This is a genomic window from Algibacter sp. L3A6 (assembly GCF_009796825.1).
Taxonomy (GTDB): domain Bacteria; phylum Bacteroidota; class Bacteroidia; order Flavobacteriales; family Flavobacteriaceae; genus Algibacter.
Genome location: NZ_CP047030.1, coordinates 4,385,279 through 4,405,616 on the forward strand (window position 1 = coordinate 4,385,279; position 20,338 = coordinate 4,405,616).

At 31.6% G+C, this 20,338-nt stretch carries 19 protein-coding genes and 2 pseudogenes; 7 read left to right on the forward strand and 14 right to left on the reverse strand.

The genetic code is table 11. The features are described from left to right. Window positions 1-2: 2 nt before the first annotated feature. Both GQR98_RS17985 and GQR98_RS17990 read right to left on the reverse strand, forming a co-directional pair. On the reverse strand, window positions 3-1,541 hold the full coding sequence (locus GQR98_RS17985) for a sulfatase family protein (protein WP_159020783.1): 1,539 nt from the start codon (window positions 1,539-1,541) through the stop codon (window positions 3-5). Between the two features lie 281 nt (window positions 1,542-1,822). Further along, window positions 1,823-2,089: a hypothetical protein gene (locus GQR98_RS17990; protein WP_159020785.1), complete on the reverse strand. Its 267-nt coding sequence runs from the start codon at window positions 2,087-2,089 to the stop codon at window positions 1,823-1,825. Window positions 2,090-2,411: 322 nt separating this feature from the next. On the opposite strand from GQR98_RS17990, the gene GQR98_RS17995 reads away from it, so the two are divergent. The 3 genes and pseudogenes from GQR98_RS17995 to GQR98_RS19395 all read left to right on the forward strand — a co-directional run. Continuing rightward, window positions 2,412-2,846 (forward strand): helix-turn-helix domain-containing protein, encoded by a 435-nt coding sequence (locus tag GQR98_RS17995; protein WP_159020787.1) that lies wholly within the window; start codon window positions 2,412-2,414, stop codon window positions 2,844-2,846. Continuing rightward, window positions 2,816-3,427 (forward strand): IS3 family transposase, encoded by a 612-nt coding sequence (locus GQR98_RS18000; protein ID WP_233268118.1) that lies wholly within the window; start codon window positions 2,816-2,818, stop codon window positions 3,425-3,427. Before GQR98_RS17995 ends, GQR98_RS18000 begins: the two co-directional genes overlap by 31 nt. Before the next feature lie 12 nt (window positions 3,428-3,439). Then, a pseudogene (locus GQR98_RS19395) lies at window positions 3,440-3,664 on the forward strand (integrase core domain-containing protein); the annotation flags it as partial. Between the two features lie 37 nt (window positions 3,665-3,701). On the opposite strand, the gene GQR98_RS18010 reads toward GQR98_RS19395, so the two are convergent. From GQR98_RS18010 to GQR98_RS18030, 4 genes are all read right to left on the reverse strand, one after another. Beyond that, window positions 3,702-5,252: a right-handed parallel beta-helix repeat-containing protein gene (locus GQR98_RS18010; protein ID WP_159020788.1), complete on the reverse strand. Its 1,551-nt coding sequence runs from the start codon at window positions 5,250-5,252 to the stop codon at window positions 3,702-3,704. 89 nt (window positions 5,253-5,341) lie between these two features. Continuing rightward, on the reverse strand, window positions 5,342-6,022 hold the full coding sequence (locus tag GQR98_RS18015; protein WP_159021216.1) for a putative glycoside hydrolase: 681 nt from the start codon (window positions 6,020-6,022) through the stop codon (window positions 5,342-5,344). A gap of 134 nt (window positions 6,023-6,156) precedes the next feature. Next, window positions 6,157-7,008, reverse strand: coding sequence for a sulfatase-like hydrolase/transferase (locus GQR98_RS18025; protein WP_159020791.1), 852 nt, complete (start codon window positions 7,006-7,008; stop codon window positions 6,157-6,159). A gap of 23 nt (window positions 7,009-7,031) precedes the next feature. Then, entirely contained in the window at window positions 7,032-8,249 is a 1,218-nt protein-coding gene (locus tag GQR98_RS18030) for a putative glycoside hydrolase (RefSeq protein ID WP_159020793.1), read from the reverse strand. Window positions 8,250-8,630: 381 nt separating this feature from the next. Here GQR98_RS18030 and GQR98_RS18035 point away from each other — a divergent pair, with 381 nt between their 5' ends. Together GQR98_RS18035 and GQR98_RS18040 are read left to right on the forward strand one after the other, a co-directional pair. After that, window positions 8,631-10,046 carry a sulfatase-like hydrolase/transferase gene (locus tag GQR98_RS18035; RefSeq protein WP_159020795.1) on the forward strand — a complete coding sequence of 472 codons (1,416 nt, stop codon included), beginning with the start codon at window positions 8,631-8,633 and terminating at the stop codon, window positions 10,044-10,046. Between the two features lie 46 nt (window positions 10,047-10,092). After that, window positions 10,093-10,287, forward strand: a complete 195-nt coding sequence (locus GQR98_RS18040; protein WP_159020797.1) for a hypothetical protein — start codon at window positions 10,093-10,095, stop codon at window positions 10,285-10,287. 730 nt (window positions 10,288-11,017) lie between these two features. On the opposite strand, the gene GQR98_RS19205 is transcribed toward GQR98_RS18040, so the two are convergent. Further along, entirely contained in the window at window positions 11,018-11,191 is a 174-nt protein-coding gene (locus GQR98_RS19205) for a hypothetical protein (RefSeq protein WP_233268046.1), read from the reverse strand. Between the two features lie 244 nt (window positions 11,192-11,435). Next, the gene (locus tag GQR98_RS19210; RefSeq protein ID WP_233268047.1) at window positions 11,436-12,209 is read right to left on the reverse strand and encodes a phage integrase SAM-like domain and Arm DNA-binding domain-containing protein; all 774 of its coding nucleotides are present in this window, start codon (window positions 12,207-12,209) and stop codon (window positions 11,436-11,438) included. Between the two features lie 896 nt (window positions 12,210-13,105). On the opposite strand from GQR98_RS19210, the gene GQR98_RS18050 reads away from it, so the two are divergent. After that, window positions 13,106-14,329, forward strand: a complete 1,224-nt coding sequence (locus tag GQR98_RS18050) for a tRNA modification GTPase (protein WP_159020798.1) — start codon at window positions 13,106-13,108, stop codon at window positions 14,327-14,329. Between the two features lie 140 nt (window positions 14,330-14,469). Here the strand turns inward: GQR98_RS18050 and GQR98_RS19215 are convergent, their stop codons facing one another. The 6 genes and pseudogenes from GQR98_RS19215 to GQR98_RS18075 all read right to left on the reverse strand — a co-directional run bounded on the left by GQR98_RS19215 (window position 14,470) and on the right by GQR98_RS18075 (window position 19,351). After that, entirely contained in the window at window positions 14,470-14,688 is a 219-nt protein-coding gene (locus GQR98_RS19215; protein ID WP_233268119.1) for an integrase core domain-containing protein, read from the reverse strand. Then, window positions 14,662-15,002: pseudogene (locus tag GQR98_RS18055) on the reverse strand (transposase); the annotation flags it as partial. The gene GQR98_RS19215 and the pseudogene GQR98_RS18055, both read right to left, overlap by 27 nt. Window positions 15,003-15,221: 219 nt before the next feature. Continuing rightward, window positions 15,222-16,346: a permease gene (locus GQR98_RS18060; protein WP_159020800.1), complete on the reverse strand. Its 1,125-nt coding sequence runs from the start codon at window positions 16,344-16,346 to the stop codon at window positions 15,222-15,224. Window positions 16,347-16,349: 3 nt separating this feature from the next. Further along, window positions 16,350-17,543, reverse strand: a complete 1,194-nt coding sequence (locus GQR98_RS18065) for a pyridoxal phosphate-dependent aminotransferase (protein ID WP_159020802.1) — start codon at window positions 17,541-17,543, stop codon at window positions 16,350-16,352. A gap of 579 nt (window positions 17,544-18,122) precedes the next feature. Then, a complete protein-coding gene (locus GQR98_RS18070) occupies window positions 18,123-18,527 on the reverse strand; it encodes a DUF3592 domain-containing protein (protein WP_159020804.1) in 405 nt (134 codons plus the stop codon). A 191-nt stretch (window positions 18,528-18,718) separates the two neighbouring features. Continuing rightward, complete coding sequence (locus GQR98_RS18075; RefSeq protein WP_159020806.1) at window positions 18,719-19,351, reverse strand: DUF1266 domain-containing protein; 633 nt, start codon at window positions 19,349-19,351, stop codon at window positions 18,719-18,721. Between the two features lie 383 nt (window positions 19,352-19,734). On the opposite strand from GQR98_RS18075, the gene GQR98_RS18080 reads away from it, so the two are divergent. After that, window positions 19,735-20,175, forward strand: a complete 441-nt coding sequence (locus GQR98_RS18080) for a hypothetical protein (protein WP_159020808.1) — start codon at window positions 19,735-19,737, stop codon at window positions 20,173-20,175. Window positions 20,176-20,338: the final 163 nt, after the last annotated feature.

Sequence of the window (20,338 nt, forward strand, 5' to 3'; positions counted from 1 at the left end):
TCTTATAAATCATTCATCCATTTTAACTGAGACCATCTTTCAGAACCATCATTCTTTTGTATAGTTCCTTCTGTACTCCTACCGTTTAAAACAATTTGTGAAAGTTCTTTTCTATATTCTTCTAACAGTTCAGATTTCTCATCTTGTAAATTATGTTCTTCTCCAAGATCACTACTTAAATTATATAATTGAAATTTAGGTAAACTATCAATAGCTTTATCTCTTGGTCTAGGAAAACTCCAACCACCAGATCCTGGACAAAAAATAGCTTTATAATCTCCCTTACGATAAGCAAAAGAACCATTAATAGAATGATGAACAATACTCTCCCTTTTTGGTAAGTTAGACTGAACGCCTAATGCTGATAAAAAACTATAACTATCTTCAGCCATATTATCATCGATTTTCATATCTAAGGCATCTGCAATAGTTCCAAAAAAATCTGTTGTGCAAACCAATTGACTTGATTTAGCTGATTGTACTTTTTCTGGCCACCTCACTATAAATGGAACTCTATGACCACCTTCAAAAATATCTGCTTTATGTCCTCTAAATACATAACTAGGGTCGTGCTCTTTTGTTGCTAATTGAGCAAAATCTGCTTGATTAGAACATCCATTATCACTGGTAAATACTAATATAGTATTATCTGCGATACCTTGTTCTTCTAATGATTTCATTATTTCACCTACAACCCAGTCCACCATAATTACAAAATCACCATAAGGATTATCCAATCCACTTTTACCTTTAAACTCATCTGTTGGCAATATAGGCGTATGTGGTGCTGGCAAAGGCATGTAAACAAAAAACGGTTGGTCGCCTTTAGCATTTTCATTTATAAAATTAACTGTCTTCTTAGTAATATCTGGTAATACTTGTTCATGATTAAAATCGTCTGAAGTTGGACCTTTTCGCCACATAGCTTGTCCTTTGTTTTCTGTAAGCTTCGTTGGAACCATGGTTGGTTTATCATTTTCTACCCAAACATATGGCGCCATATCTAACGAGCCATTAAATCCATACCAAAAATCAAACCCATTAGTGGTAGGGCCATTTTTTATTTTCTGAGAATAATCAATAGAGTCCTTTCCTTTGTCAATATTAGACCAATCCCAACCTAAATGCCATTTACCTATAGCCGCTGTTTTGTAGCCGCTGTTTTTTAAAAAGCCTGCTATCGTTTTTCTGTCTGGTGTAATTAAAGCTTTACTATATCCTTGTAAAACATGCTTTTTTAAAGTAGAACGCCAATTGTAACGCCCAGTTAATATACCATAACGCGTTGGAGTACATACAGCACTACTGGTATGCGCATCAGTAAACAATACGCCTTCTGAAGCTAGTTTATCGATATTAGCTGTTTGAATTTTAGAATTTTCATTATAACTAGAAACATCTCCATATCCCAAATCATCGGCTAAAATAAAAATAATGTTGGGTGCTTTATTTGATTTTTTTGACTTTTCTTGGGCACAAGAAATGAAAATAAATGTAAATATTATTATAAAAAATAAGTTGATTTGTTTACTTCGATACATACTTCGCTTTTTATTAATAGTTAACAACACGGATAAATATTTGTTATATAACAAAGATACCTCAATGTTTAAAAAAATTCCTTTCTCTAATCCACCATTAACTTTCTCTATTTCTGCAAAAACTAGACTAACAAAAATTTATAGGGGGTAAAGAAAGATATTACAGAAACCTTTTTGAAATTTCCGAGCTATTTCACATAGGCAAGCTCAAAAGCATAACTCATGTAATAACAGCATATTTTTTTTCATTAGTTTAATGTTTTAGCTATAATCATCACTAGTTACTTCACAAGAACTAATTCCACCCCTTTGAGACTGAATTTATTCCACCACTCAATATACTCCTTTGGATAGGCCTTAATAATAATGGTTCCCTTCTTAACAATGTTAATAGTACCCGTCGGCTTTTTAGTCAACTTCCCTACATTTCCTTTTGGATAAACTTCTAAAGTATCAGTTGGGGTAATTAGTTCGTAACTTAATGCTTCATGTCCATTGTCCTCACTGATTACTTGAAAGGAACCGGGTTTTTCAATTTTACGGTCCAAAACAAGCCCTGATTCGCTTCCCCCCCCAATTTCGAGTTGTTTTTCTTCGTAATCATAACTTATACGTCTGGTAGAAAACTCACATTTGGCAACAGGTAGACTAATGCTACCATCTTTTTCCTGCAGTATGGTTTCATCAATAACCTTGACCTCTTCGTCCTCAATTTCTAATACAACAACAGTTACTCTTGGTTGTATTATTTCTTCGGGAATGGTAATTACAATTTTATCTTTGTCTTGGTCAAAAGACAGTGCTCGTTTAAACTCATGAATTTTCCTGAAATAGGTTGACTAAAAATTAAGCAATTAATTACAGTCACTTATGAAAACAAAAAATGAACACTGGCTAAAAAAAAGCTATCAAAAAGCAACTTTAGAAACCAAACTTTTAGTCGTTGACCAAATCTTAAATGGTCAGATTTCAAACAACCAAGCTTCTAAAAAATATGATATTCCTAGAACAACTATTTCTTATTGGTTAAGAAAATACAGTACCTTAGTGCAACAAAACATGGGTATGAGTAAAAACGATGAGATTAAAAAGCTAAAGGAGAAGATTGAAGAACTTGAGTTTCAAAAAGACTTCCAACAGGACATTATCGCTGATATGGAACTTATTACAGGAGTCGATATGTCAAAAAAGTCATTACCCAAAACATTAGCAAAAGAGATAGAGCTAAAGAAAAAACAGCGTATAAAAGAAAATGGCTCTATGGATGTTTTGGGATATCTAAACAAGCCTTCTACAAAAGACTAAGAACGCAACAGAAAAAAGAAATAGATCATCAAAAAATGATCAAGATGGTTAAAGACTACCGTAAAAAAGTAGGCTCTAAAACTGGTGGAATAAAATTACATGCGGAACTTAAAACTAATTTTATTGAGGCTAATATTAAGATTGGTAGAGACAAGTTCTATCGCTTTCTTAGACTAAATAATCTTTTGATTCCAAAAAATAAAAATTACATCACAACGACAAACTCAAACCATATGTACAAAAAATATAAGAACCTTGTAAAAGGCCACGTTCCTAATCGACCGGAACAACTCTGGGTTAGTGATATCACTTATATTAAAACAGAAAATGGACACAACTATCTAGCTTTAGTCACAGACGCCTATTCTAAGCAAATTATGGGTTACAAACTTGATAATCATATGAGAACATCACTTTGCTCAGATGCGCTAGCTATGGCTATTAAAAACAGGAAATATCCTAATCAAAAACTAATTCACCATTCAGATAGAGGTTTCCAATACTGCAACCCCAAATACACAAAGTTTGCTGAAGATAATGGAATTACAATGAGTATGACCGAGCAATACGATCCTTACTAAAATGCTGTTTCAGAACGCATTAACAGAACTCTTAAATATGAATACGGGCTAAAACAAATCATTAAAAACACTGAATTAGCACAAAAAATGACACAACAAGCAGTCTATATTTATAACAATTTGAGAACTCATTTTAGCCTGGATCTCAGAAAACCTGCAGAAGTGCATTTAAATCCTAATATCAAATACAAGTCGTATCGAAAAAATAAAGTAAATTTACCTGAGCTTACAATTTAAGAACAGAGGATTTTAACTAAAAAAGAGTCAACCTATATCAGTATAATACAGTTTCTTTAGTACTCGTTTTTACATCTTCAGGAATTTCATTCTGACGAATGGTTCTACCACCTTCTCCATTTAAGGATCTATCAGGCTCAATCCTATTTGTAATTAGTACCGCAGCGTAACCACTGTGATGCACGTAATTATGAGCCATGTGGTTATGACCACTTTGCCATGCCCATATTCCAGGAGAATGCCAAGTGATTTCACTAAAATGGTGTATGTGATTGTTTATAATATCATTGTGATGATTGACATCTTTTGTTCCAGCCCCATAACCAGCCAACAGGATTCCGGCTTCACCTAGGTGTGCAAATTCACAATTCTCAATGCGATTTCGTTGCGCAAATAAATCTAGCCTGATGCCCGATCCACCTGAATTAAGGAAATCACAATTTATGACCTCACAGTTTTCAGCTCCACGAAATCGAATCATGGCTGAAGGTTTGTCGAACATATCCCAATCATGTTGCATACCCAATCCCAAACGTTTTTCATCACTAGTCCAAGCCAATCGATCGGCATGTGTAAACGTTATACCATTAAAAGCAATCCCATTAACAGGTTTGTCCGTTGGTCCGTCATAATCAATTTGCCCTTCTACCCTAATAAGCTCACTGGTAGTTGGAGCCAATATACCCTGAGGTTTTCCATCTGAAGATGGATTTACAGGCCACAAATAAATTTTTCGCGTCTTGGTATTCACTACCCATTCTCCTGGTTCGTTTAATGCCTCAATACTATTTTCAATCCAAATACTTGATCCTGTCGGATTGTGAACCCACGATGGTAATTTATCAATTCCATAGGTTGCAGAAACACCTGTTTGAGCAACTAATTCTGTTTCGTCTACAGTTTTAAGAGGAAGCATATTAATTACCCAAGGACGAAAGGGTCTTACTTGAACTTCTACATCTTCAATGTTCTCCCAATTTTTCAAAGCGCCTTCTGGAAAATAGATATGTGTTTTATCTCCTTTTTGGGTTGGTGAAAACCCATTATTTCTAGCTCGGTTTAAACGTCCTTTACTATCATAAAGCGTATAAAAATTTTCAAGTCCTTCTGGCATATCTGCTTCCCATACATTCCCCAACGCATTCAATAGAAGTCCAGAAGATGTCGTTTCAACTTTCTTCCAACCTGTAATTGGCATTCCAGCACTTACAACTGCATGCTCCTTTGGATATGCAGAAATAGTTAAATACGCAGGCAGTATAGTCTCGCCAGCTCCATAATCATCAAGGGTAGTTATCTCTGAATCTTCAGGCCTTCCATCTTTTATTCCCAATACCAAGGCTTCGTTTAATTGATGACGTCCCCCTCTTAAATAAATAACAATAGGATCTACCAAGCCTGTCTTTCGTAAATCGCGTGATGCTTTTACAGCTCTTTGAAGCGTTGCATAGGGTTTTAAAATACTCCCGGTACCAGAATTATCTCCTTCTATATCTACATAAATACCTTTAGTAATCTTACCTTTTAAACTATTTGAACACGAGACAAGTATAAACCCTAAAATAAGTGTCAATAAAAAATGTTTCATAACTATAAATTGATGTTTCATAATAATATTATTAGTTTGTAAAACTCCATTAGATTATCACATGAAATGTACTATGCGTTTTAGGTGCTTTATTCCCATATGATTTTACCTTCCTTAGTTTCTGTATTCACCCAAACATTAGCACCCTCAAACTCTCGTGTAAACTCCCAACCATTTGATATAGTTCTAATATATTCTCCTTTTGGAATACCCAAAGGTTTCTCTAATTCTGGATAGCCTACCAAAGGCCCTGTCCCTAATCTCCAGCCCCAGCCATATTGAAAATAAGCATAAGGTTGTGCACCTATAAGATAGCAAGCATGATAATATTCTAATCGTTCTTTTGATAATTGCTCTAAAGCCTTTTCCTTTTCTGCCCCACTTAGCCCATCAATAGATGCATCATCTTCTACTTCAACACCAAAACGGTAGATTGATATTTTTCCAGCTTTCGCTATTCTTAACATATCATCCCATTCTTTTAATAAATTTTCCTTACTATTTGTAATCGTTTCGCTATAGTGTTCAAACATAATAGCATCAATTACAGGAAATACATCCTCAACAGTAGCGGCATTATTTTCTAGTAAGATCTTATCTGAACCTAATCTTTCTTTTAGACTAGTCATCATTTCTCCCATAGCTAATCTAACCTCTTCTGCTTTATCGCTTCTAAGCCAAGAAAAACCATGCATTTGATCTATAAAAACACCGCCGGCTCCAGAGAATGTAACTCCAGAAGCCACAGTTTCTAACCACCAACTACGGATTTATCATCTACTTTATCGCTTGGAATATTCTTGGGCCATGAAATAATAAAAGGCACTCTTATCCCTCCTTCATAAAGACTTCCTTTAACGCCTCTGAGCGGTCCCGCCAAACCAGAACCTGCATGTCCTGTAGATCAACTCCATAATGGAGAAGGGCCATTATCACTACTAAAAACAATGATTGTATTTTCTCTTAAACCTAGCTCATCTACTTTTTTAACCACTCTGCCAACTGCTTCATCAATACTGGTTAGAATGCTATAATAAACCGTTTGGGAATTTCGGTATTTATCTCTTATACCTTTCCTAGTTAGCTCAAGGTAAGGTTTCATTTGTTCTTCGGTAGGATCAAGAAGTGCATGTGGGTCATTAATCCAAAGGCTTAGGAAAAATGGAGATTTTTGATTACGTTCTATAAATTCAATACCATGATCTGCCGTTATTTCAGATTTATTGGCATTCGTCGCTTTTTTATTGGGAAAACTTAGCTTTGGCCCGTTTCCGTTTGAAACCGCATATTGCTGGACACCATAATCTGAGGGATTTGGCGCATCCACACCTGAACCAAGATGCCATTTTCCATAATGACCAGTAGCATATCCATTTTCAGAAAAGGTTCTGTAAACATTTGGCAATTTAGGGTCGAGTGTAGATCTACTATTGTATGCTTTACCACCAGGGCCACCAATGGCATAATGGATTCCTATTTCAGGTGCAAAACGACCTGTAAGAAGTGTTGCGCGAGAAGGCGAACATACAGGAGAACCCACATAAAACTGTGTTAGGAGCATTCCATCTTTAGCTAATTTATCTAAATGAGGTGTTTTTACATCGGGATGCCCATAAACTCCCAAATCGCCCCAACCTTGGTCATCAGTAAAAATAAATATGATGTTTGGTTTTTTATTCTTGGAATCTTGTGCCCTTAAGTTTTGAGTTGAGCCGAAAGCAAACATCAGCAACGATGCTATTAGTATGTTTTTCATCTTATAAAATGATTAAAATTGTATTATCGCCAAGTAATTTTTCCTTGCCCTTTTTCTGTATCTACCCACACAGTAGCATGTTCAAATTCACGAGTAAACTCCCAACCGTTTTCATGTAAACGCTTATATGCTCCCTTTGGTGCTCCAAGTGGTTTTTGTAGCTCAGGATAATTTACCAATGGTCCAGTATTTAAACGCCAACCCCAACCGTATTGGAAGTAAGAATAAGGCTGTGCACCTATTAAAAAACACGCTTGGTAATATTCTAACCTTTCCCTAGACAATCCTTCAAGAGATGTTCCTCTTGAACCTTTAATTAAGGTTTGACTTGCCTCTTCTTTTTCAGCTTCCACACCTATTCTAAAAACAGACATTTTACCTGCTTTAGCATTTGCCAACATATATCCCCATTCTTTAAGTAAATTTTCTTTGCTTAACTTTTTCTTATTAAAATGCTCGAACATAACTGCATCTATTGCCGGAAAAACATCTTTTACACCGGATGCATTATTACCTAACAATATTTTTCCTGCACCTAATGCAGCTTTTAAGTTCATCATCATCTCTCCCATTGCTTCTTCAACTTCCCTCTTTTGAGATTTACGGAGCCAAACAAAACCATGCATTTGATCTATAAAAACGCCATCAGCACCAGAATCTTTTACTCCTTGTGCAACTGTTTTTACCCACCAAGTTCTAAATTCGGGGTTTAACACATCAAAACAAAGTGTATTGTTTCTATGTTGTAATTCTCCTGTTTCTTTATTTTTTAAAATAAATTTTTTAAGCTCTGGATAATCATCTATTTTGTTTTTTTTAAAATTCTTGTTGTAAGATGTAAATGGCCAAGCATAAGCCGAATTAAAGTAATATAGTGCTTTAATATCTGGTTTTATAGCCTTAAAAGCAGCTATTTCTTTTTTAGCACCAATTTCTGCATATCCAACATCTTTATGGGCATGTTGCTTTTCGATACAAATAAAATCTGTTTTAGCTGCTATTATTTTTACTTCCTTAGCGCTTAATAATCGATTACCATCACCAAACATAGAATATTGAGGAGTAACGTCCCAATTAAAATTTGGATAAGAACTATGAGCGTTGAATTTACTGCCATCACTCATTAAGAATGCTGTCTGTTGAGTTTTTAAAGAATTGGAAGAAAAATCAACCTCATTTTTAGACGCTCCACAAGCGCCTAAAATTATCACTATTAGAACTAAACTTATTTGTCTAATCATTTATTTTAATTTGTTATTTATTTATATTAATTTAGAATTCATCTATGAATTTTTACAAAAAAACTTATTATATCAAGTATATACAATCTGTTTTTTCATCATTTCTTGTTTTAATGTAAATTTCATGAAATACGATGCATTCGCCTTTCTCTATTTAATCATTCTTTTGCTTAATTAATGTAAAAGCCATAAAATCTGTATTAAATCAAGGATAATATATATATATATATATATATATATATATATATATATATATATATCAAGGAGTTCGTTTACTATGTTTAGTATTTTTCTAATTATGGTTGATTAGAGAAATAATTAAGTAAAAATGAGCAAGTCTCAGATTTGTTATTTAACTATTTTTACATAAAATCACTTCTTATGAAAACCATTAATCTAATTACATCTTTATTATTTACTATTATACTTGCGCACAGTTGCAAAACAAATGGCGACAATAAACCAATTGAAAATAAAGAAACGCTACCTAATATCATTTTTATATTTGCTGATGATTGGGGCTATAGTGATTTAGGAATTCATGGGAGTTCATTTTGTGAAACACCTAATCTTGATAAAATGGCAGCAGAGGGAATTGACTTTCAAAATTTCTCTGTAGTCAATCCTGTTTGCTCTCCTAGTAGAGTTGGAGTCATGACTGGTCAATTCCCTGCAAGACATAGTGTACATGGTCATTTTGCATCTGTTGAATCTCATATCAAAAGAGGTATGCCAGATTGGTTAGACCCAAAGGCTCCTTCTATGCCCCGTATGCTAAAAAATGCTGGATATACTACTGCACATTTTGGAAAATGGCACTTATCCAACACACATGTTGCCGATTCGCCTTCTCCACTAGAATATGGTTATGATGAGTATGGAGCGTTTAATTTACCAAGTAATTTGCATCAAATGCATGCAGATTCTACTTTATATAAAACTATAGATTTTGCAAAACGTCATAAAGACCAACCGTTCTTTATAAATGCTTGGATTCATGCTACGCATACACCTCATTATCCTAAGGAAAAGTATATGGATAAATTTTCTCATTTAAGTGAACAACAACAAGTTTATGCTGCGGTTGTAGCTGAATACGATGAACGCATTGGTGAATTGTTTAAAACATTAAAAGATTTAGGTATTGATAACAATACGCTAGTACTCTTTTCGTCAGATAATGGTCCAGAAATAACCGGAACCAAACTTAAAACTGATGATAATTCTACGGGACCAGGTTTAGGGACTTATTATTCCGTTGGCGAAGCTAAAGAATTAAAAGGTGAGAAACGCTCGTTATTTGCGGGAGGTGTTCGCATACCATTCATTGTTAGGTGGCCAGAAACGATACCTTCAGGGATTGTAAATAAAACAACCGAACTATCAACAGTTGATTTGCTACCTACTTTTGTAAATTTAGCACAGACAGATTTACCAGATGGTTACCAACCAGATGGTGTTAATATTTTAAGTGCTTTAAAAGGTGAAGCGTTTAAACGTGATAAAGCAATTTATTGGAATTGGTTATACTCATCAAATAGACCTGATTTTTGGCCAAGTTCTGCCATTCAAGAAGATAATTGGAAGCTTTTAACAAACAATAAATTGGAAAAAATAGAATTATATAATATTAGTTCAGATTGGGCAGAGCAAAAAGACGTATCTACTGAGTACCCAGAAAAAGTTCGTGATTTAATGATGAAGTTAGAAACTTTCGAAAAGACATTACCAAAAGGCCCTCCAACAAATTGTTTTTCTAAAGCGAGACTTAAAAATGAAACCCTAAATATTCAATAACTGTTTTATATACTATTATCTATCAAAGCATGTTCAAATATTTATATTGAAATCAAATAACTTAGTTATTTATTGCATAACAAAAGCACTATTATACGCTTTTCTGGTTTTAATCACCACTATTTGCTATAGTCAAAAAGAAGCCGCATTTTGGTATTTCGCCAATCATGCTGGTTTAGGTTTTAATAGTGGAAGCGCAAAAGCGGTATTCGGTGGACAGCTTAAAACAAATGAAGTTTGAGCTACAATATCTAATATTGATGGTTTTGATGTATTAATGAATTCGTTTTTTTGTAGGTTGATTCTCCAATTTATAATTTAAAAAATTAAAAAAGTAATTAATCAATTTTCGTAGAAAAATATTAATAATCAGTGAACACAAACTGAACACAATTTTGAACACAAGCGTCTGGGAAGCCTTATAAACAGAATATTTGGAGTTTTTTAAATTCCTTCATAATCCAGAGGTCGAAAAAAATGTTATTGATAAATAATTAAGCCAAATTTGAAAAACATTAATGATCATTCTTATAATATGCTGAATGAAATTAAACTGAATCAAACGTTTTAAAATAGATGTAAGACATTAAAATTTGGACTCATTCTGTACCCATAAAAACACTATCAGTTTTATGAAAGGCTTAATTTTATTTACAGCGATAACTGTACTCCAACTAGTGACATTCGGGTTATGAATATGATTATTTAAAAGAAATAACAATTGATAATAATTTAATTTTAATTAAAACAATTGTAAAAAAAGTAGGTATCTAAACTTCAGTTGACCAAATTCATCAAAACTTATCCATTTTTTATTTGGATTAACAATAAATTAGGTAGTGGTGCGTAATAAATTCATCAATGCTGCTAAGCTTTATGAAACCTCAAAAAAATAAAATTTGGATAGTTCTTCATTCTCCAGAACAATTTATCTTATATCGTATCATAAATACTAACCACAAAAACCAAACCTAAAAATTAAGTACTTTATCCAAAGCCGAATCCGTATCTCTTCGCATAAAATTAGCTTGATAAAGCATAGTTGTAGCAACTGAAGAATGCCTATATAGTTTTTGAAGCATTTGAATAGGAATTTTATCTCCCGAAATATTACCAAAACTATGGCGAGCAATGTGCATGGACATTTTTTTATCTATACCTGCTTTTTCTGCAACAAACTCTAACCTCCTGTTAAAGTTTTTTTATTCTTGTTCTTACGCGCTTCTTATCATTTAAATTAACGCCTTCTAACTCTCTAAACAAATAAACAGAATCTTCTTCTCTTTCTAATTTACTGAGAATTTTAGAAACTTTATCAGGGATCTTCAAAGACACTAATTTGTTATTCTTAGCCATACGGTAATGTAAACGCTCGTCATAAAAATCTGCCTACTTTAATTGTAATACATCACTTATACGAATTCCTACAAAATAAAAACTAATTAACCATGCATATAAAGCGTACTCTTGAGCTTTTGTTAAACCTTTTAAATTCTCTAAAGTTTTTATTTCTTCTCTATTTAATCCTACCTTTTTTGTTTCTGGAAACTTAATTTGAAATTTCCCTTTTCCAAAAGGGTATAACTCTTTTTTGGTGATGTTTTGACTAATAGCTAAATTATAAATAGTTCGAAGCGTAATCATATAATTAGCCACAGTACGTGCAACCAAATTTCTTTTACTTAACAGAAAATGTTCAAATTGTTTTAGGAGTTCAACATTCAAATCTTTAAAATGAAGTTGATTGTTTTTTAGAAATTCTCTAAACACTGCTATACGACCAATTTCAATATCCAATTGATGAAACTGCTTTCTGTTTCTTATGTTTACCAAGTAACTTTCGGCTACTTTAAAAAAATCGTTATCATATTTCGATACAATCTGATTTTTTATCTTTTTTGAAGATAAATCCTGCTCCTGAATCTCTGCATTAATCAAACTTTTGTTGGCTAAAGATAGTTTTGAAAGTATCAGCTGATTAATTTCTAAATGATCTAGATGTGATTTTCTTACCCTTCGATTTTTGGAATCCCACTGCTTCAACTTTATAGATTGTCCAATATAAATATATGATGGCTTCCGATCCTTTATAATTCTAATTGATATAGGATGTAGATTTTTTGAATTTGGTCGTTTAACTAAAAAAGGTGTTACTGATGCCATAAGTATTGATTTTTAATAAAGATAAAATTCTGTGTATTTATACGCTGCTAAAACATTCTTTGATATTAATTGATTTCATTTAATACTAAATAAAATCTAAAGCTTCATTTTTAATGAATTTTAAAGGTATTCATATTGATTTGACATAGTACGCTCTCAATTCATAACTCGGAGGTCATGGGATCGTGCCCCATTCTCGCTACAAGTAAAACCAGGGAAAGTCAAGAATTTTATTCTTGGCTTTTTTTATTTTGCTAAAACATTAGTAATCTTTTCTCGTAAAGAATTTGAAATTTTAGAAATAAAAAAAGATAAGTTTAAAACAAATTCAAAGTTAAATGTCACTTTGAGCGAAGCACTCAGAAATTCTTATAATACAGCTTGGCATCATTCTAAAATAAATTTGGATTCGTTTAAAATAAATTACCTATACAAGACAGATTACAATTCAGTTATTCAAATAATCTATGACTTCGTAGTAAATCTACAAGACTTCAAACAACATTGTAGAACAATAAATATGTAAAATAGTTACCAAAACGGGATATAATAATTTTGGATCTTCAAAAAAACACTAAACTGTGCCTAACTTAAGCTGTGTATAATTTATTGCTTTGGCGAGTACTTATTTGGAAAATGCTTTCGGAATTTTATTGCGTTCGTTTTTGTTTACTAAACTAATTGCTTAAAACATTTAACGAAACCTGATGAGCATGAAAAAAATGAAAAAAAATTAACTGCTGAATTAATAAAATAATGGCCTATAATACTATATTTACTAAGTCGTTAAATATTTTATAATAGAAAAACACATAATTGATAACATTTATAAATTCGACTTTAACATAAACCGAAAAACATCATTTATTTTCTCTAAAACTAACAAATTTAAAATAATGAAAAATCAAATTTTATTTCTTTTAATAGTCATTTTAAGCTTTAATTCCTTTGCTCAAATCTCTTTTGAGAAAGGGTATTACATAGACAACTCTAATCAAAAAAATAATTGTTTAATCAAAAATATAGACTGGAAAAATAACCCTACAGAATTTGAGTATAAACTATCGGAAAACATTGAACCTAAAACGTTAACCATAAAAGAAATTAAAGAATTTAGTATTAATAATATTTCAAAATACGTTAGAAGCACTGTTAATATTGATCGGTCTAGCGAGAGTCTCAGTAAATTAAGCGAGGACAAGAATCCTATATTTAAAGAAGAAGAGCTTTTTCTAAAAGTATTAGTTGAAGGTAAAGCGAACTTATATCAATATGTTGACAACAACTTAAAAAGGTATTTCTATAATAAAGATAACTCAAATATTGAACAATTAATTTTTAAAAGCTATAAACTCAATGAAAGTGAAGCTCGCAAAAATAATAGGTTTAGACAACAACTTTGGAGTAATTTAAATTGTTCAAATTTCAAAATGAGTAAAATTGAAGGTTTAAACTACAAAAAAAATGATTTATTAAAATATTTTATAGAGTATAATAAATGTTACAACAATAGTTCAACTAATTTTGAAGCAAAACAAAAAAAAGATTTATTTAATTTAACCCTTAGACCACGTTTAAATAGTTCTTCATTATCAACCCAGAATTCCTCGAGTGGTTCTAATAGTGTTGATTTCGATAATGAAATAGGTTTCGGTTTCGGAATAGAAGCAGAGTTTATTTTACCTTATAATAAAAATAAATGGGCCATTGCAATCGAACCTACTTATCAAAGTTATAAGTCTGAAAAAACAACTAATACCGATAATGTTTCTGGTGGCGAATTAATAGCAAGTGTAGATTATAGTTCTATTGAAATACCTTTAAGTTTAAGACATTATTTCTTTCTAAATAATAATTCTAAAATTTTTGTAAATGCTTCTTTCATTGTTGATATAAGTTCAAATTCTTCAATTGAACATAAAAGAAACGATGGTTCAATTGTAAATTTATTTGAAATTGAAACAAGAACAAATTTGGGTTTAGGAGTTGGCTACAAACAAAATGATAAATATAGTTTAGAGATAAGGTATCAAACAAGTAGAGAGGTTTTAGGTAATTATACCTCTTGGGATACAGACTATAATACATTATCAATCATATTTGGATATTCTATATTCTAAAAACACCCCAAAACAATGGCTATAGGTAATGGCTTGTTTGCTTTGTGTTTATTATAGATTTTAGGCATTTTAGGCCGTAGATTACTAAAATAAATGTTATAAAGACCAAGTTTAAAACTTGGTCTTCTTGTAGACTTCCCTTAAATAGAACTGTTTAGATTTCTAAAATAACATTTTTTATTTTCTATGTTTTTAGCTCTAAAGGAATTAAGCATAGCATATTTTACTGGAGGTATTTTTCCTAAACTATCGAGTGGTCGTTTATGATTGTAATCATCCATCCATATCTGAGTTTGCTCTCTTACTTGATTTAGGTCTTCAAAAATATATTTATTAAAAACACGACACGCCCTACTGATGCCGTAATGAATAAGCACTTTGGCAATGCTTCTTTTTCCGTAAGGATTTAAAGCTTTTTTTCAATGATCTCCTTGGCCATTTGATAATCTAGCGCCAGGGTGGCATACATATGTTTGAGTTTACGGTTCTCTTCTTCGAGCTCCTTTAGGCGTTTTAACTCCTTAGAGTTCATTCCAGCGTACTTAGAACGCCACTTGTAAAAAGCAGCAGAACTGACACCATGCTCACGGCTAATTTGCTCGACACTCTTGCCGTTATCAAATTCTTTTAAAATCTTCACAATCTGTTGCGGTGTAAATTTACTTTTTCTCATAATACTGTCTAAAGTTAAGATTAATATTCTACTTTTAAACAGTTCGGTTATAGGGGAAGCTTACATGGGATCGTGCCCCATTCTCGCTACAGGTAAACAAAGGGAAAGCCAAGAATAAAATTCTTGGCTTTTTTTAATATGATGACTTCATATCCTTTATAATTCTTATAGTTATTGGATGTTGATTTTTTGAATTTGGTCGTTTAACTAAAAAAGGTGTTATTGATTTACATTTTGTTCTAAAACTTGTTCTTTATCAAGAACAAACGAACTTTTTCTAACCTTTAAAATAATAGGGTAAATGATACCTATAAAAAATAAAAATAAACTTAGAAATAACAAGTTAGATGGTGAAACAAACACTGTATTTGCGGTAAGAATCCCTAAAATAAGTAAAACCGATATGGGTAATGATAAGGCCAATATGGATATTGCAAAATTAGCATTAAAGGTTTTATCCTGCTCCGAACGATCTTTCTCTTTAAAATCTATACCAGAAATGTGTGCATAAGGCCAAAAACTACATGCGCTTAAAGAAAAAGCAACGAGCACTAGTATATCATTTTTAACGACTAAATTAAAGGTATATACAGCAACAGAAATAAGTAAAAGTGTAAATGCTGATCTAAGTATAAGTAATGAAAATATTTCGAAAAATTGTTTCTTTTTCAACTTCACAGCTAAACCAATAAAAATTAGAACTAACGGCGTCATTATAGCACTCAATCGAGATAAAGTAATACCAAAAAAGTTAGGAAGACTATCTAATGAGATATTAAATGAAACCAATATAAGCGCTGCAAAAATAAAAAGATTAACGGGCTCATAAAGTAATGTGAGTAAAAGCGATTTTAACCTCGATTTTAAAGGCATTTTTTGTGTGTCTGCCTTTTTATAATGCCATTTTACAGCCAATAAATATAACAGAAATAGAACAAAAAATTTGTTACCTAAATCGGCCATGGCTGCATTTGCTAAAGCTCCATCACCCAAAAACTCTAAAATAAACGGAAAACAAGACAAGCCTGGCGCCAGGCTAGGAATTAAAAGTTTAGCACTTCTACCAGATGGCGAATTTTCATCTATTCCAATGATAAGCAATAATAAAGGAGAAATAGCCAACAGCAATAAATTTAGGCCAAGTGCTAATGCTGGAAAAAGAATGAGATTGCTATCTATTTTTATTTTTAAGAGCGCTATAAATATAGTTGCAGGTAAAACAATGGAAAGAATTAAACTTTTCAATCCATTGGTTTCATCGCCTGCCGATATTTTCTTTCTTAAAAGTAACCCTATAACAACAAAAAGAAGAAATGAAATAGGTTTATCTAAAACATTTTCCATATGTTAGGCAAAGATTTCGCTAATAGCATTAGTAAAAGCTTTCATTTCATCTAGAGTTCCAATACTTACTCTACACCAGTTTTTATCCCAAAATTTAAAAGCTCTTACAGCAACATTTTTACCATAAATTTTTTCTAAGAATTTTTCTCCATCCATAGAGATTTCAAAAATAATGAAGTTCGTTTCAGAAGGTAAATACGAGAATTTTTCAGATTTTAAATACGACATGGTATAATCTCTAGCTTCCGTAATTTTTGCTTTACAATCGATTAAAAATGCATCATTATCAAGGCTAGTAGAAGCAGCAGCAATAGTTGGCCCTGTAATGCCCATTCCGCCACGAGTAATTTCACTAATTCGTTCTAAAGTTTCTTTTTTACCTATAACATAGCCAATACGTAAACCAGCCATACCATGAATTTTAGAGAATGTACGCGCCACAATAACGTTTTCACCTTCTGCAACTAAGCTGTTCATAGAATCCTTTATACCATTTTTTGAAAGTTCGATATAGGCTTCATCTACAAAAACAGGCACTTTCTTTGATACTCTACGGCAAAATTCTTTTAATTTTTTTGCATCGGTAATTGAACCCGTTGGGTTATTAGGGTTACAGATATAAACAAGTTTTGTGTTCTCATCTACTCCTGCTTCCATAGCATCTAAATCGTGTTGAGCATCGTCTAATAATTTATAAGACTTCCACTCACCTCCTACCGATTTTGCAACTACAATAAGCGACATATAACTTGGGTCGGCACTAACAACATTGCCACCTTCACTAAAAAACACCATGCCTACTTTTTCTAATAAATCTGAAGAACCAGGTCCCATTAAAATTTGATCTGGTGTTACGCCTTCATTCTTTACAATTTTAGCTTCGAGTTCTTTTAAGGTGTTCCAAGCATATCTATTTCCTTTAAATACTTCATTCTGAAATGCTTTTGCTGCTTCTGGTGGTGGACCATAAGGGTTTTCATTAGATCTTAAAATCACTAAGGAGTCTTCAATTTCATTTAATACAGGTGGTGTAAATTCATTAAATGTATTCTTAGAACTATATAAAAAAAGACTTTTGCTTTTTTGAGCTTCTATAACATTAGCACTCCAAACATCATTTGGCATTAATGCTAAAGTAAATAAAGAAAGCCCTCCTTTTTTTAACAAATCTCTTCTACTAAATTGCTTTGATTTCATAGTTGTATTTTATAAAAAGTTGAGATCAGAAGTTAATAAACTTGAATAAAACGAAAGGAGTGAAAAATATAAAAAGCACTCCCCCTTTTTTTTTATTACGAAAAAATTGAGGCGCTTTTTTATGGGTTTGATAAAAAAAGCTATTTATAGGCGATTTTGTGAAAATTAAAAATTCTAAATAATATGGTTTAGCTTATATTTTTTAATAATCTGTAACAGAAATCTACCTAAACAAAATAATTAGTAATCAATTAAACATTAAGTAGTGTAAATTTGAATTTATTATTTTTTTAAAATTTGAATAGATTGTAATTCTATAAGTACCGAAGGTATTTAACTTTATTAAATTCGCAGCTTTAAGATTATTAAACCCGCTAGCGCTCGTTTGTAACGATTGCCTTTCCTGTTATCCTAAGAAAAAATAGTATTAATTTTCAATACTACATGATCATCTGTAAAATTCTTAGCGCTACTATATTTCCAATCTATAAGATTACTAACTTTTATGAATTAAACTCTAATTTTATAAGGCAATGAATAGCTTTAAAGGCTTTTTAAACTCAATTACAAACTGCTCTTTTAACTTAATAATTTATTTTTTGAAATTTTGATAATTCTATATGCAGAAATAACAACACCAAACCCAATTAAAATATAAAGGCCATAAGTTCTCACAAATAATTCATTAGTACTTTGAACTAGATAAGGATTTGATTTTTGATAATTAACCGTAATTTGATCTCCTACCTTTTTAAAAGATCCCAAAAATGGAATATGAAGTAATTTAGCCGAACTTAAAATGGTGTCGCCACCTTGCGTAACGAAAGTAATAGAAGCTTTTTCTGTAGAGTTTCTGGCTCTAACTTTAGAAGTTAATGCCGTAATGGTTGCTTGGGCTTCTAAATACTCGATTTTATCTTGAGCATATATTGTAAGTGTGTTAAAAACGACTAAGACTAAAATGGTTAATATGTGATGTTTCATGAAATGAAAAGTTTTTAATATGTACTTATGTCCTTATAGGCTTTTAATAAAAAAATAAATGCCCCTTAAAAACCCCGATTATGCATTAAGTTTTATTTAGGCCTAAAATAGAAAAAACTATAAAGTATTGCCTTATTAAAGCATTCTTTATAGTTTTTTTAGAGTAATATATACTTACCTAAGGTTAAGTACTATTTCTTTAATTGCAACGGTAATATTTTATAAACAGATTTTTCTGCCTTAAAGATATTCTTTGATAATTCTTCAAATGCTTTTTTATCATCATCCTCAGGGTTCCAATCTTCTCTTCCTAAGTTAAAATCGGTATAGTATGCTTCCCAACTAGCATACTTTTGGCGGGCTAACTCTAATGTTTTTATGCCTATTTCTTTAACTTCTTCCTTATTTAAATATCCAGATGCATACCCCATACAAGCATTATTAATTATTCGTGCATAGTCCCACGATTTATATTTATAATCTCTAGTTTGTAAATCTGTAATAGATTCTAATAAGGTTGATTTATTGGTTATATCCCACATGCTTCTTAACATACGTTGAGCACCAGATTTATCGGTTCTTTCAAAAGGAAATTCATATAATTCTTTATACCCTGCTACAATATCTTCGTCTGTTTTATAATCACTTAGCATATTATTCACTTCAGCTATACCTCCATAACCATTTGTAAAATAGATACCCCCCAACATAAAACTACTTAAAGTTTCATCTTGTAATGGCTTTTTATCGGTTTTAGATCCACAAGAGATTCCAACAACAGCAACTAACATTAAGGCAATACTTTTCAGTTTTAAAATTTTCATTTTTCAATAGTTTATTAACGGTTTATTTCTCACAAATAACGTTAAATTTTACGTCACATTACGTTATTAATCGATTAATTAATCACTAAATATTTAGAATCATTAGGTATTTCGTCGAAAAAAATGATCTTCAATAAAATAAAATACAACTTCACTTTTTCTATAATTAAAACCCCTAAAAACCCCAAATTATTGATATACAATATTTTAAAAATAAAAAAACTACTTTTAAAGAAATCCATTTTTTTTACACACCTATTGTTGGTTGATAGAACAGATTACTCTCTCATCAGAATAAAGATTTTATTACATATATTAGCTCTTGTAAGTTTTTAGAATCACTATAAATATTCAACATAAATTAATAATTAAATATAAATATGATGAGTTTTAAATTACCTGTTTTTTTAGTATTATTTGTTTTTTACAGCCAAATAAGTATGGCCAAAGCCCGTATTCCAATTCCATATGGTACAGAAGAAAAAATAATAAAACTTGTTGAATTACCCGATACGGAAGATTTTCAATTAGAAGACGGTACCTATTTTGATATAGGAAGTAGATATGTAAAAAGCCATATACTGTGGTTATCTTATAGTAATACAGAGCCTGTAATTGTTGGTTATGCTAACGATGGCGAAAGCTATTTAGATATTACACAAGAGCAATTAACCGAAATTGCTAAAATGGCTAATGTAGAAATACCTACAGAAGGTAGTGTTTCCTTTTTTGATAAAATTGTAGGTAAGATTCTTTTAGGGATTTTAGTACTAATAATTCTATACGGTTTATATAGTAAATATATTAAAAAAGAAGAGGATTAAATTTCAATCTAAACTCTTGTAAAGTATATCACTGCAAGACCTTTAATATACAGCGCAATTCTATCTAGGATTGCGCTTTTTTTATTCTATATATTGATGTTTAACTTTCGCCTTGTAAATACATCTACTCAATATACCCTTGCAAACGAAACAAAATATGCCA